Consider the following 13,632-nt stretch of genomic DNA (forward strand, 5'->3'; position numbering starts at 1 on the left):
CACCCTAACCCGGGGGTGACTGGGACGGGGACGGCAACAGGCGCAGCCCGCCCAGTTGCGAGTGCCGCCCGCGTCGGGTCCGGACCTCTTGCACAGCATCGAACTGAACCGTACGGTTTGATCCGTGGGAACACTCAGTCCGCGAGCGGAGGCGAAGCGCCGGCAGATCACCGACGCCGCGCGCGGCCTGTTCCTGAGCCACGGCTTCGCCCGCACCTCGATGGACGCCGTCACGGCCGCTGCCGGGGTGAGCAAGCAGACCCTGTATACGTACTTCCCCAGCAAGACCGATCTGCTGCGGGCGATCCTGGCCGAGTTGGAGGCGAACCTGCCCCAGCCGCCCGCACTCGTACGGCCGGCGACCCGGGAGGAGTTGCGGGCCAGCCTGCTCGGCTTCGCCGAGCGGGTCACCGACAGCCTGATGCGGCCCGAGATGATCGCCGTGCTGCGGCTGGTGGTGGGTGAAGCGGTGCACCTGCCCGACGTCCGTTCGATGCTGGTCGAAGCGCTGCCGGGCGCGCTGCTGGCCCGTTCGGTGGCGCTGCTGCGGGGCGCCGAGGCCAATGGCCTGCTCACCCTCGACCGGCCCGAGATCGGCGCCCGGCTCTTCGTCGGTGGGGTGATGAGTTACGTGATGTTCGGCGGGTTGCTCTCCAACGAGCCCCCGGTGGCCCCCGATCGGGACAGCCTGCAGTGGCTGGTCGACCACTACCTGCGCACCCTCGACTTCAGCGATCAGCCATGACCTCCCGGACCCGGCGCGCACTCCTCGCCACCACTCTCGCCGTCGGCGTGGTGGGCGCGGGGTGCACCGCGCCCGCCAGCACGATCACCGCCACCGGCCGCGTCCAGTCCGACACCGTGACCGCCCAGGCCCCGACCCTGACCGTGCCCGCGGTGAACCTGGACGCCGGTTTCGTGGTCACCGCGAGCAGCGCCAACCGCTCCAGCGTGCCGAGCCTGCTCGGCTTCGCGACGGCGGGGCGGGTGAGCGCCGTCGAGGTGCGGCTCGGCGATCAGGTGGCCGCCGGCGACGTCCTGGTTCGGTTCGACGACGCCGCCCTGGCCGTGGCGGTCACCGAAGCCAAGGCGGACCAGGCGGTGGCCCGGGCGCAGCTGGGGGTGCTCGACCGCGCCATCGCAACCACCCGCGACAAGGAGTCGGACCTCAAGGACAAGCGCCAGGAGATCACCGACGGCATGGCCGAAGGCGCCAAGGCCCGCAAGAAGCTCACCAGGAAACTCGCCGAGGCGACCACGGCCCGCGCCGACCTGCGCGCCAACCTGAAGAAGGCCACCACGACCCGCAGCGACCTGCTCGGCAAGCTTGCCGATGCGGACGCCGCGGCGAAGCAGCTTCGTGGCCAACTCGCCACCGTCGAGAAGAAGCTGTCCGCTGCCACCGTCGGGCGCGCCGACCTGGCCCGCCAGTTGGCCGACGTCGAGGCGGCCCTCGCTGCACTGCCGCCGGACGCGCCGGCGGAGGTCCGCGACCCGCTGCTGGCCGCGCAGCGGCAACTCACCGCAGCCCTTGCCGAACTCGATCAGGGCATCACCCAGCTCAAGGCGGCGCGCACCAAGCTGCGCACCGGCATCAAGGAGGTGGACGCCGGCCGCGCCGCACTCACCGCAGGCCTCAAGCAGGTGACGGCGGGCATCGCCAAGCTGGAGACCGCCCTGGCCACGGTCGGCACCGGCATCACGCGGCTCACCGAGGCGATCGGCACCATCGATGCCAACCTGGCGAAGGCGCGCAAGGGTCTGAAGCAGGTCGACAAGGGCATCGACGCGCTGCAGGACGCCCGGGCCGGGCTGAAACGCACCCGCAGGCTCGCCGTCATCGCCGCCGACGACGCCACCGCCGTCAAGCAGGCCGTCAACGCTCGCGACCGGGCGGTCGTCACCGCACCGCGTGCCGGAACCGTGACCAGCGTCGTGCACGCCGGCGACGTGCTCGCCCCGGGTGCCACCGTCGCCGAGCTCAGCAGCCCCGCCCACGTCGTCCAGTTGTGGCTCGCTCCCGGACAGGCCGGCCGGGTCTGCGTCGGGGACGCCGCCACCCTCGCCGGGGGCGGGTCCGGGACGGTCAGCCGCATCCTGCCGCTCGCCGAGTATCCGCCGACCTACCAGACCACCGACGAGGTGCACCTGACCCGGGCCGTCCCCGTCGAGGTCACCGTCAACACCGCGCTGCCGCCCGGAGTGCCGGTCGACGTCCAACTCTCGCCCTGCCGAACCAACGAGGTGAAGAAATGAAGCACAAGCGTCCACCGGTGCCCGTGATCGTGCTCGTCGTGCTCGTGGTGATCGCTCTGGCGGTGTGGTGGTGGTGGAGCGCGGGCCGGGGCGACGTCGCGGCCGAGCAGAGCGTCAGCGGACAGGTGGAGACCACCGAACTGAGCGTCGCGCCGGCGATGGCCGGCCGGATCAGCAAGGTCGCCGCCGCCGAGGGTGACCGGGTCGCCAAGGGCGACGTGCTCGTCCAGCTCGACACCGCCGCGCTCGAGCTTCAACTCAGTCAGGCCAAGCAGGGCGTGAAGGCGGCCAAGGCGGCCGTCACCAACGCCCGTGACGACGGCACCAAGGCCGACGTCACCGCCGCCAAGGCGCGGCAGGCGCAGGCCGAGGCCGCGGTGAAGCTCGCCGAGGTGCAGCTCGGCTACGCCACGATCACCGCGCCCGCCGACGGCACCGTGGTCAACGTCGTCGGCAACGCCGGCCAGAACGCGGCACCCGGCCGGACGATCCTGACCATGACCGATCCGGCCGACCTGTTCGTCCGGGTGTTCGTGTCCGAAACCCGGGTCGGCCAGGTGTCGGTCGGCCAGCAGGTCACCGTCACCACCGACTCCAGCACCTCGACGTTCACGGGCACGGTCAGCTTCGTCAGCGACCAGGCCGAGTTCACGCCGAACAACATCGACACCGCCGAACAGCGCACCAAGCTGGTGTTCGCGGTCCGCATCCGCCTCGACGACAGCTCCGGGACGCTGAAGTCCGGGATGCCGGTGGACGTGGCCCTGCCATGACCACCGCCTCCGTTGCGGCCGAGCCGGCCGCAACCAACGCAGCGCTCGAGGCCGACGGGCTGAGCCGACGGTTCGGCGACGTGCTCGCCGTCGACGGCGTCGACCTGCGCATCCAGCCCGGCGCGGTTTTCGGGCTGCTCGGACCGGACGGGGCCGGCAAGTCGACACTGATCCGGATGCTGGCCACCGTGCTGCGCCCCTCCGCCGGCGACGCCCGGGTGCACGGCTGCTCGGTGACCAGGCAGCCCGGCCGGGTGACGCCCCGGATCGGCTACATGTCGCAGCGGTTCGCGCTGTACCCGGACCTGAGCGTCGAGGAGAACATCGAGTTCTTCGCGACCCTGCGCGGCGTCCCGGCCACCGGCCGCCGGGAGCGGATGCTCGCCCTGCTGCGCGGCATGGGGTTGGACGACTTCCTCGACCGGCAGGCGGGCAGGCTGTCCGGCGGCATGAAGCAGAAGCTGTTCCTGGCCGTCACCCTGATGCACGCCCCCGACGTGCTGCTGCTCGATGAGCCCACCACCGGCGTCGACCCGGTGTCGCGGCGCGAGTTCTGGCGCATCCTGGCCGGACTGCACCGGCAGGGCACCACGGTGCTGGTCGCCACGCCGTACATGGACGAGGCCGAACGCTGCACCGACGTTGCCTTCCTCGACGGCGGACGCGTCCGGCACCGCGGCAGCCCCGCCGAGATCAAGGCGCTGGTGCCGGGGGTGCTGTTCGAGGTGCGGGCGTCCGACCCGCGCGCGGCGCTGGCGGCGCTGCGATCGTTGCCCGGGCTGCTGGCGGTGCACCTGTACGGCGACGTCGTCCGGGTGTTGTGCGAGTCCGATGCCCCCCACGCCGTCGGCGTCCGGCTCGCCGAGGCGGGGCTGGACGGCCAGGTCCGCCGCACCCCGGTCGACATGGAGACGGCCTTCGCCTTCCTGGCCGAGCTCGGCCGGGGCGGGGACTCGTCCGGGTCCGCGACGGGCGGGAAGGCGTCATGAACGCGCTGCGCCGGATCCGGGCGTTGATCGTCAAGGAGGTCACCCACCTGGGTCGCGACCGCCGCACCCTGGCGGTGGTGCTGGCGATGCCGCTGCTGCAGATGATCCTGTTCGCCTACGCGATCAGCTTCGACGTGAAGAACGTGTCGACGGTGATCATCGACACCGACCACACCCCGGCCAGCGCCGCCTACGTGGACAGCTACGCCAGCTCGGACTTCTTCACCGTGGTCGGGACCGCGGACAGCCTCGCCGACGTCGACCGGATCTTCGACCGCAACCAGGCCAGGATCGCGGTGGTGGTGCCGTCCGGTTTCGGGCGCACGCTGGCCGACGGCGGCCAGGCCGTCGTGGCGGTCTATCTCGACGGCAGCGAACCGACCGCGGCCCGCGTCGGGCAGGCGTTCACCACCGCCCTCAATCAGGTTTACGGACAGCGGGTGACGATCGAATGGGCCGACACCCAGGGCCTGGACGTCACCTCGGCCGGGCAGCTCGAGCCCCGCGTCCGCACCTGGTACAACCCCGACAAGTCCAGCTCCGACTTCCTCATCCCCGGGCTGATCGTGGTGATCATCATGGTCGTCGCCGTGCAGCAGACGGCGGTGTCGCTGGTCCGCGAACGCGAACAGGGCACCGACGAACAGCTCGCGATCAGCCCGCTGAAGGGCTGGGAACTGATGATCGGCAAGCTGGCGCCGTGGACGCTGCTGGCGTTCGCCGAACTGGTCGCGATCACGCTGGTCGGCAGGTGGTTGTTCGACCTCCCGTTGCGGGGCAGCGTCGGCGTCCTGGCCCTCGGCGCGGCGTTGTTCGTGTTCTGTTCGCTGGGGCTGGGCCTGGTCATCTCCGCTCTTGCTCCGACCCTGGAGTCGGCCAACATGCTCGGTCTGCTGCTGTCGCTGCTGCCCGGGTTCATCCTGTCCGGCTTCGCCTTCCCGCTCAGTTCGATTCCCGAATGGCTGCAGGTGGTCAGCTACCTGTTGCCGGCCCGGTTCATGGTGACGATCTCCCGCGCGGTGTTCCTCAAGGGAGCCGGTTTCGAGCAGGTGTGGCCAGAGCTGGCCGCGCTGGCGGCGTATGCGGTGATCGTCATCGCCGTGGCCGTGCTGCTGAACGCGAGGAGGCGGCGATGATCGGCGACGCCCAGTCGCGACGACGGGTCCGGTTGCTGATGTGGAAGGAGTTCCTGCAGCTCCGCCGCGACCCGCTGCTGATCCGGCTGCTGTTCGTGATGCCGATCCTCCAGCTCGTGCTGTTCGGCTACGTGGTGGCCGCCGACGTGAAGAATCTCAGCACCGCCGTTGTCGACCTCGACGCGACATCGACCTCGCGGGCGCTGGAGGCGCACTTCACGGCGTCCGACTACTTCAACGTGACCGAACACCCGAGCGAGGACGGCGTCCAGCAACTCATGGACACCAGCCGGATCGCGATCGCCATCGTCATCCCCGCCGGCACCCAGGCCGCCCTCGACCGGGGCGAGACGGCGCCGATCGGGGTGGTGGTGGACGGTTCCGACAGTCAGGTCGCCTCGGTGGGCAGCGGTTACGCCGCGCAGGTGATCGCCCGCTTCAACGCCGAACGAATGGCGAACTCGGGAGTGGTGGTGGCCGCCCCCGGCATCGACGCGAGGGTGCGGGTGATGTTCAACCCGACCCTGGCGGCGGTCAACACGATGATCCCCGGGCTGGTCGCCGCGATCGTGATGATCTCGATCATGGCCGTGATGGGGCAGGCGGTGGTCAAGGAACGCGAACGAGGCACCCTCGAGCAGATGTTCGTCACCCCGATCAAGCCGGTGGAGTACCTGATCGGCAAGGTGACCCCGTATGCGCTGCTGGCGACGGCGCAGCTGCTGCTGGTGGCCGGGGTGGGGGTGTTCTGGTTCAAGGTGCCGTTCGCCGGGCAGATCTCGGTGGTGGCCGCCGGGCTGGGCCTGTTCATGCTCACCTCGATCGGCCTGGGGCTGCTGATCTCGCTGGTGTCGCACACCCGGCAGCAGGCGCAGCAGCTGATGATGCTGTTGCTGCTGCCCAGCTTCGTGCTGTCCGGCTTCATCTTCCCGATCGACTCCATGCCGGCGGCGATCCAGCCGCTGAGCTGGTTCATCCCGCTCACCTGGGCGATCGAGATTCTGCGCGGCGCCTTCATCAAGGGCAGCGGCTTCGAGGCGCTGTCGACCCAGTTCTGGGTGCTGGGCGTGTTCGCGGTGGTCATCTTCGGGGCGGCGATCGCCGCGACCAGAAGGAGGTTGGCCGAATGAGCGCGGACGGGCGCCACGAGGGGCTGGCAGGAACCCCGCCCAATCCGGACGCCGCCCTGTCGGTGCGCGGGCTGACGAAGCGGTTCGGCTCGTTCACCGCCGTGGACGGCATCGACTTCGACGTGCCGCGGGGACAGATCTTCGGCTTCCTCGGCCCCAACGGGTCGGGCAAGACGACCACGATCCGCATGTTGACCGGCACCAGCGGCCCGGACGCCGGGCAGGCCCTGGTGCTGGGCGAGGACGTGATCAACCATCCCGAACGGGTCAAGCAGCGGTTCGGCTACATGTCGCAGAAGTTCGCCCTGTTCGAGGACATGACGGTGGAGGAGAACCTGCGCTTCTACGCCGGCGTCTACGACCTGAGCCCGGACCGGTTCGCCCGGCAACGCGAGTACGTGCTGACCATGGCCGACCTGCACGGACGCGAGAACGAACTGACCGCGAACCTGTCGGTCGGCTGGCGGCAGCGGCTCGCGCTCGGGACGGCGACCATCCACGAGCCCGAACTGCTGTTCCTCGACGAGCCGACCGGCGGCGTCGACCCGGTGGCCCGGCGACAGTTCTGGGACCTGTTGTACGACCTGGCCGGACGTGGGGTGACGCTGTTCGTCACCACCCACTACATGGACGAGGCGAGCCACTGCACCCAGTTGGCGTTCATCTACCGCGGTGGGCTGATCGCCGAAGGGTCGCCGCACGACATTCGCCGCGACGCGATCACCGAGCAGGTGATCGAGGTGTCGGTCGGTGACGTGGACGCCGCCCTGGACTGGCTGGAGCGGGAGCCGGGCGTCGAGGAGGCGTACCTGTCCGGTGCCCGGCTGCACGCGGTGATCGACCCGGCCGCGGCGGGAGCGGGGACGTCCGGGGCGGGGGATCCGGCGGCGGTGGTGGCCGACTACACCGGGCGGCTGCAGCGGGCCGGTTTCGCCGACGCTACCCTGGTCACCGTCGAACCCACCCTGGAGGACGTCTTCGTCAACTTGGTGGCGCGGGCGCAGCAGCCGTAGGCGAGGGTTCGTCGGCGGCGCGGTTCCGGGGCAGCGGGCGGGTGGCGTCCAGCAGCCGCAGCAGGGCACCGAGGGCGCCGCTGCAGACCCCGCCGAGCAGCGCGATGCCGCCCACGTAGGCGATCAGTCCCGCGGTGCGGTCCGCCTCGTCGAGGTCGATGCCCCACACCAGGAAGGTGGCCGCGGTGGCCAGCGCCAGCCCGCAGATCGCGAAGGTGACCAGGATCACCGAGGTGGCACCCGGCCGGTGCGGCGCGTCGCGCCGCGGACCGGTCCGCTCGGCGATCCGGATCGCCGCCACGGCCAGACAGCCCCAGCCGGTGGCGACGAACACCGCCGCGACGACGTCGGAGGGGCGGTGCCAGTGGTTGACCAGGGTGGCCAGCCCGTAGGCGGCGACGGCGACCACGCCGAACGCGGTGGTCAACGAGCGCAGCCGCGGCGGAACCACCAGGATCAACCCCACCAGTGCCGCGGCAGCCACGGTGGTGTGCCCCGAGGGCAGCGTGTTGTTGCCGTTCCACATGCCGAGGCCGACCAGGTCGTCACGCTCGAACAGGTGGTTCTTCAGCAGCCGGGTGGTGACGTTGGCCCCCGCCACCGCGACGGCCGCCGCCGCACCGGCGATCCACCGTCCGCGCAGGACCCCGATCAGCAGCACCACGAGGATGATCGCGGCGACCATCGGCACCGACACGGTCGCCAGCAACTGGTCGGCGCTCTCATCGAGTCGGCCCGAGCCGATCCGTGACCCCTCCAGGGCGAGCGCGTCCAACGTCTGGCCGTGCCGGGTGTCGACCAGGGCCCACCACGTCAACCACACCAGGACGCCGGACAGCACCGCGGCGGCGAGCGGCGACGCCACGCCGGGCAGCGGCGCGTGCGCTGGTGCGGAGGGGGTGGTCACGGGATCCATGCTCCCAGCATTGCGCGCTCGCGGGCAGCCCGGGCGCGCGGATGTCTGCAACCCCGCGCGGGTCAGCCTGCGATCCGAGCCGCACGCCGCCGTTGATCCCGGACGGCCCACCGGCGCCGCATCACCCACAGACATCGCACAGGGAGCCCAAAGCCGGCCACCAGCCCGAATCGCCAAGGTGATCGAAGACCCGATCCGAGGAGAACCAGGATGTCCTTACCCCCGACCCCGCAAGGCCGTTACGAAGGCCGTCCGCTCGCCGACCCGGACGAACCGTTGCCCGATCAGGGGCTGCAGTTCGATATCGGCACCCTGCTGTCCCGCCGGCGGATCTTCGGGGTCCTCGGGGTGGGCGCCGTCGGGCTGACCCTGGCCGCCTGTAGCAGCGCCACGGCGTCCGGTTCGGCGAGCGTGACCGGTTCGACGGGCCTGACCGAGATCCCCGACGAGACCAACGGCCCCTACCCCGGAGACGGCACCAACGGACCCGACATTCTCGAGCAGTCCGGCGTGGTGCGCTCCGACATCACCGCGAGCTTCGGCGACAGCACCACCGTCGCCGAGGGTGTTCCGATGACGCTGACCCTGACCATTCTCGACATGGCCGGCGGTGGCGGGGCGTTCGCCGGGGTCGCGGTGTACGTGTGGCAGTGCAACCGTGACGGCAACTATTCGCTGTACAGCACCGGACTGGAGAACGAGAACTACCTGCGCGGCGTCCAGATCGCCGACGACGACGGCAAGGTGACGTTCACCAGCATCTACCCGGCCTGCTACGAGGGCCGCTGGCCGCACGTGCACTTCGAGGTCTACCCCGACGAGGCGAGCATCACCGACGCGAACAACCGCATCTGTACCTCGCAGGTCGCCTTCCCCAAGGACGTCTGCGACACGGTCTATGCCACCGACGGCTACAGCGCCTCGGTCGCGAAGTTCGCCACGCTCACCCTGGCCACCGACAACGTGTTCGGCGACGACAGCGGCGTGCACCAGATGGCGACGGTGAGCGGCGACCTCGACAACGGGTACACCGTCGCCCTCACCGTGCCGATCGACACCACCACCGAGCCGACCGGCGGCAACGACCCCATCTCGGGCGACCAGCCCGGCGGCGGTGGATCCGGTGCCCCCAGCGGCGGCACCCCGCCCTCGGGTGGCACGCCGCCCTCGGGCGGGACGCCGCCCTCGGGAATGCCGTCGCCGTCAGCGAGCGCCAGCGGCTAGCCGGCACGGCGGCCCTGGCCCGGGCCACGCCAGCAGGGCGTCGAACGCCGCCGCCAGTTCCCCTGGGTCGGACGCCGCGCGCAGGCCGGCGTCCCAGCCGTCGGCCTGGAACACCTCGATCAGCCGGGTCAACACCTCCACCTGCTCGTGTGCCCCGGCGATCAGCAGCATCACGACGATGTCGACCGCCACCGAGTCCTCGGACGTCCCCATCACCCCGAACGGCACGGGTGCGGCGAGGGTCGCCACCGCGAAACCGGGACGCGTCACGTGACCGGTGTCGGCGTGCGGGATCGCGACGGGCACAGCCGTCGGCAGGCCGGTCGGGTAGGTGTGTTCGCGCACCACCACCGCCTCGGCGAACCCGTCGCCGACGGCACCGGCGGCCAGCGCCCGGCCGGCCAGCGCACGCAGCGCCTGTTCCGCGTCCGGTGCGGCGAGGTTCACCAGGCAGGTCTCGGGCAGGGCGGTCAGTGCGGCCACGGCGTCCATGAATCCTCCTGCATGTTTTTGCACTTCGCCGACACGTTCATTCGCTTGCGTCGCAAACGTACGCGTTGGCCCATAATCCGGCTACGGATCCGATGCGAAGGAGCATCCCATGGCCAGTAAGCGCATTCTCGTCGTCTGTGGAACGGGGGTGGCCACCTCGACGGTGGTCGTCTCCAAGGTTCGGAGCTTCTGTGAGGCGAACGGCCTGCAGGCGACGATCTCGCAGGGTGCGGTGGCAGACCTGGTGTCGGGGCGGGCGAACGCGGACTTCATCGTGGCGACCACTCAGGTCCCCAGCAGCGTGACCATTCCGGTGATCCAGGGACTGCCGTTCCTGACCGGCATGGGGGTCGATGCCGTCCAGCAGCAGATCCGGGCCCAGTTCGACTGAGTCGAGCGGGCACCTTCCCCTCACAAAGGAGTTCGAGATGGACGGATTCAACAATGCGTTGAGCGCCCTCAGCGGCTACCTCAGCGACCTCGGGGCCAGCATCACGCTGCCCTTCCTGATCATCATCTTCGGCATGATCCTGGGCCAGAAGTTCACCCAGGCACTGCGCGCCGGCCTACTCATCGGCGTCGGCTTCATCGGCCTCAACCTGGTCATCGGCCTGATGGGCACCCAGGTCGGCCCGGCCGCCGAGGGCATCGCCCACGCTCTCGGCGTCAACCTGACCACGATCGACGTCGGCTGGCCCAGCTCGGCGGCGATCGCCTTCGGCTCGCAGGTCGGCGCGATCATCATTCCGGTCGGCCTGCTGGTCAACATCGTGCTGCTGGCCACCGGGCTGACCCGCACCCTCAACATCGACCTGTGGAACTTCTGGCACTCGGCACTCGTCGGTGCCCTGGTCAGCGCGGTCACGATGAACTTCTGGCTCGGCATCGCCGCCGCTGCCGTGCACATGACGGTGGTGCTGGCCCTGGCCGATCTCTCGGCGCCGTGGATCCAGAAGTACTTCAACTTCCCCGACATCTCCTTCCCGCACGGCACCTCGGCGCCCTACATCGCCTTCGCGGCGCCGCTCAACTGGCTGTTCGACCGGATTCCGGGCTTCAACAAGCTGCAGGCCGACCCGGAATCGATCCAGAAGCGGTTCGGTGTCTTCGGTGAGGCGATGATCCTGGGCTTCATCCTCGGCGCGCTGCTCGGCATCTTCGGCTTCGGCTTCGACGACCCGCGGGCCGACTCGATCGCCATTCTCACCCTGGCGGTCAGCCTGGCCGCGGTGATGGTGCTGCTGCCGCGCATGGTGGCGCTGCTGATGGAGGGCCTGATCCCGATCTCGGAGTCGGCGAAGGCGTTCGTCGAGAAGCGCTTCCCGAACCGGAAGTTCTACATCGGCCTCGATTCGGCGATCGCCGTCGGGCAGCCGGCGGTGCTGGCCACCTCGCTGGTGCTGGTGCCGGTCACCGTGGTGGTGGCGGTGGCGCTGGCCCCGCTCGGCAACACCGTGCTGCCGCTGGTCGACCTGGCCACCATTCCGTTCATCGTGGCGATGATGGTGCCGATCTTCCGCGGCAACATCATCCGCTCGGTGATCGGCGGCGCGATCGTCATCGGGCTCGGCCTGTTCATCGCCACCGCGACCGCCGCGTCCTTCACCCAGATCGCGGCCTCGTCCGGCTTCGAACTGCCCACCGGTGCCACCCAGATCAGCTCGCTGGTCGACGGCGCCAACCCGCTGACCGGACTGTTCTTCGGTCTGGCCTCACTGGGCGGCTGGACGATCGGCCTGCTGGCCGTGCTTGCCCTCGCCTTCGCCTACTGGGTCAGCACGGTGGAGAAGAAGCGCGACGTGGCCCGCGCCGCCGCCGAGCAGCAGGTCACCGCGGACGCCTGAGGTCCGGCAACCGCGCACGCGGCAATCCCGCAACCGGCGGGCCCGAGTCGACAGGCTCGGGCCCGCTCCGGCGTCCGGACACCCGGCAGCCCGCCGGCCGGCAACTCTGCCCGAAGGTCTATGGCGCGGGCGGCGACCATGGCGTGGAGTGACAGGGACCCGTCCCCGCTGGCAAGGAACCTGTCCCATGTCGCTGCTCACCCGACTGGCCGCCCTCGCGGCCACCGTCGCCTTCGTCGTCCCGTCCTCCGCGGCGTCCGCCACGGCAGCACCGGCCACCTCAGCGCTCGAGCGGGCCAGGGTGGACGCTGTGCCGACCCCGGCACTGCATTGGCGGACGTGTGAGGTCGGCGAATGTGCCACGGTCACGCTGCCGTTGGACTATGACGAACCGGGCGGCGCCACAGTCGACATCGCGCTCAGCCGCATCCCCGCCCGCAATCCGGCGCGCCGGATCGGCAGCCTGTTCCTCAACCCGGGCGGACCGGGCGGTTCCGGCGTCCAGTTCCCGGCCCGGGCCCAGGAGTGGCTGGGCGAGGAGGTGCTGGACCGGTTCGACCTGATCGGAATGGATCCGCGGGGCACGAACGCCAGCACCAACACCCAGTGCTTCCCGACTGTGCGGCTGATGGATCGGGTGACCAGCACCCTGATCGGCATGTCATTCCCGGTCACCACCCGCGAGGAGATCCGGTTCACCGCGGCCGCCGCCGTGCTGGCCGGCAGCTGCTCGGGTTTCGGACGCCAGGTCGCCTCGGCGATCTCCACCGCTCAGGTGGCGCGCGACCTGGACGTGCTGCGCCGCGCCGTCGGTGACCGGCAGCTCAGTTTCCTCGGCTTCTCCTACGGCACCTACCTGGGACAGGTGTACGCGAATCTGTTCCCCGACCGGGTCCGGGCGATCGCCATCGACGGCGTGATCGACCCGACGGCCTGGGTCGGGACGCCCGCCTCGAGCAACGTGCCGATGACCGTCCGGATGGATTCGGCGGGGGCCTCCAGCGCGGCTCTGCAGGAGGTCCTGGCCCGGTGCGCGCGCGCCGGCGAGGCCGGCTGCGGGGTGGCCGAGCCGCGGCGGGTGTTCGCCCGGGTCGCGGCGGCGCTGCGCGTCCAACCGCTCGTCATCGACGACGGTGAGGAGAGCTACGCCATCACCTACCAGCAGTTCATCACCACCGTGATCATGTCGCTGTACACCGAACTGGGCGTCGAGACGGTCCCGCTGCTGGCGGCGACCCTCGACCAGCTGGGCGCCGGCAGTCTGCCGACCGCCCGGCGGACCAGTCTGTCGGCGCGCTACCAGCGGCTGTCGGCCGCGGTGCTCGACGAGGCGTCCGGCTATTCCAACGCCGTTGAGCTGGTGCCGGCGGTGATGTGCTCGGACAGCCGCAACCCGGCCTCGGTGCTGCGCTGGGACGCCCTGGCCGCCGCCGAGGACCGGCGGGCGCCCTACGTGGGCCGCTACTGGCTGTGGAACTCGGTCTACTGCGCCGGCCAGCTGTGGCACGCCCACGACGAGGACGCCTACGCCGGCCCGTTCACCGCAGTCACCGCCAACCCGGTGCTGGTGGTGGGCAACCTGCACGATCCGGCCACCGGCTACCACGCCGCCCGGTCGGTCGCCCGGCTGCTACCCCGCAGCCGCCTGCTGACCAGCACCAACTGGGGCCACACCGCCTACGGCGTCTCGGCCTGCGCGACCCGGCACGTGGACGCCTACCTGGTCCGTGGCGTGCTGCCGGCCGCCGGCACCGTCTGCGACGACGCCCGGCAACCGTTCGAGTCCTGATTCGGCGGGGGCTGAGCCGGTAGCGGCGCTGACATCGCGCGCGTCCGGTCACATTGCGCGCGGCCGAACA

At 70.6% G+C, this 13,632-nt stretch carries 13 protein-coding genes; 11 read left to right on the forward strand and 2 right to left on the reverse strand.

Translation table 11 applies throughout. The features are described from left to right. Nucleotides 1-124 precede the first annotated feature (124 nt). Genes OIE40_RS00520 through OIE40_RS00550 form a run of 7 tightly spaced genes read left to right on the forward strand, consistent with a single transcriptional unit; the run spans nucleotide 125 to nucleotide 7,297 of the window. Entirely contained in the window at nucleotides 125-745 is a 621-nt protein-coding gene (locus OIE40_RS00520; RefSeq protein ID WP_264698783.1) for a TetR/AcrR family transcriptional regulator, read from the forward strand. Beyond that, nucleotides 742-2,256, forward strand: coding sequence for a biotin/lipoyl-binding protein (locus tag OIE40_RS00525; RefSeq protein WP_264698784.1), 1,515 nt, complete (start codon nucleotides 742-744; stop codon nucleotides 2,254-2,256). The genes OIE40_RS00520 and OIE40_RS00525 overlap by 4 nt, the downstream gene beginning before the upstream one ends. After that, nucleotides 2,253-3,029 (forward strand): efflux RND transporter periplasmic adaptor subunit, encoded by a 777-nt coding sequence (locus OIE40_RS00530; RefSeq protein ID WP_264698785.1) that lies wholly within the window; start codon nucleotides 2,253-2,255, stop codon nucleotides 3,027-3,029. Before OIE40_RS00525 ends, OIE40_RS00530 begins: the two co-directional genes overlap by 4 nt. Further along, nucleotides 3,026-4,018 carry an ABC transporter ATP-binding protein gene (locus OIE40_RS00535; RefSeq protein ID WP_264698786.1) on the forward strand — a complete coding sequence of 331 codons (993 nt, stop codon included), beginning with the start codon at nucleotides 3,026-3,028 and terminating at the stop codon, nucleotides 4,016-4,018. Before OIE40_RS00530 ends, OIE40_RS00535 begins: the two co-directional genes overlap by 4 nt. Further along, entirely contained in the window at nucleotides 4,015-5,154 is a 1,140-nt protein-coding gene (locus OIE40_RS00540) for an ABC transporter permease (protein WP_264698787.1), read from the forward strand. The genes OIE40_RS00535 and OIE40_RS00540 overlap by 4 nt, the downstream gene beginning before the upstream one ends. Next, the gene (locus OIE40_RS00545) at nucleotides 5,151-6,284 is read left to right on the forward strand and encodes an ABC transporter permease (protein WP_264698788.1); all 1,134 of its coding nucleotides are present in this window, start codon (nucleotides 5,151-5,153) and stop codon (nucleotides 6,282-6,284) included. Before OIE40_RS00540 ends, OIE40_RS00545 begins: the two co-directional genes overlap by 4 nt. Continuing rightward, nucleotides 6,281-7,297: an ABC transporter ATP-binding protein gene (locus tag OIE40_RS00550; RefSeq protein WP_264698789.1), complete on the forward strand. Its 1,017-nt coding sequence runs from the start codon at nucleotides 6,281-6,283 to the stop codon at nucleotides 7,295-7,297. The genes OIE40_RS00545 and OIE40_RS00550 overlap by 4 nt, the downstream gene beginning before the upstream one ends. Here OIE40_RS00550 and OIE40_RS00555 read toward each other — a convergent pair. Further along, the gene (locus tag OIE40_RS00555; protein ID WP_264698790.1) at nucleotides 7,266-8,213 is read right to left on the reverse strand and encodes a phosphatase PAP2 family protein; all 948 of its coding nucleotides are present in this window, start codon (nucleotides 8,211-8,213) and stop codon (nucleotides 7,266-7,268) included. The two genes, OIE40_RS00550 and OIE40_RS00555, sit on opposite strands and share 32 nt — an antisense overlap. 210 nt (nucleotides 8,214-8,423) lie before the next feature. Between OIE40_RS00555 and OIE40_RS00560 the strand changes: the two genes are divergently transcribed. Then, nucleotides 8,424-9,437 (forward strand): dioxygenase family protein, encoded by a 1,014-nt coding sequence (locus tag OIE40_RS00560; protein WP_264698792.1) that lies wholly within the window; start codon nucleotides 8,424-8,426, stop codon nucleotides 9,435-9,437. On the opposite strand, the gene OIE40_RS00565 is transcribed toward OIE40_RS00560, so the two are convergent. After that, entirely contained in the window at nucleotides 9,417-9,929 is a 513-nt protein-coding gene (locus OIE40_RS00565) for a PTS sugar transporter subunit IIA (protein WP_264698794.1), read from the reverse strand. The genes OIE40_RS00560 and OIE40_RS00565 overlap by 21 nt on opposite strands. A 109-nt stretch (nucleotides 9,930-10,038) precedes the next feature. On the opposite strand from OIE40_RS00565, the gene OIE40_RS00570 reads away from it, so the two are divergent. The 3 genes from OIE40_RS00570 (at nucleotide 10,039) to OIE40_RS00580 (ending at nucleotide 13,562) form a co-directional block, all read left to right on the forward strand. Further along, complete coding sequence (locus OIE40_RS00570; protein ID WP_264698796.1) at nucleotides 10,039-10,320, forward strand: PTS sugar transporter subunit IIB; 282 nt, start codon at nucleotides 10,039-10,041, stop codon at nucleotides 10,318-10,320. Between the two features lie 37 nt (nucleotides 10,321-10,357). Continuing rightward, nucleotides 10,358-11,773 carry a PTS galactitol transporter subunit IIC gene (locus OIE40_RS00575; protein WP_264698797.1) on the forward strand — a complete coding sequence of 472 codons (1,416 nt, stop codon included), beginning with the start codon at nucleotides 10,358-10,360 and terminating at the stop codon, nucleotides 11,771-11,773. A gap of 187 nt (nucleotides 11,774-11,960) precedes the next feature. Beyond that, nucleotides 11,961-13,562 carry an alpha/beta hydrolase gene (locus OIE40_RS00580; protein WP_264698799.1) on the forward strand — a complete coding sequence of 534 codons (1,602 nt, stop codon included), beginning with the start codon at nucleotides 11,961-11,963 and terminating at the stop codon, nucleotides 13,560-13,562. The last annotated feature ends 70 nt before the right edge of the window (nucleotides 13,563-13,632 follow it).

Source organism: Micropruina sonneratiae, assembly GCF_025972045.1.
Classification (GTDB): Bacteria; Actinomycetota; Actinomycetes; order Propionibacteriales; family Propionibacteriaceae; genus Micropruina; species Micropruina sonneratiae.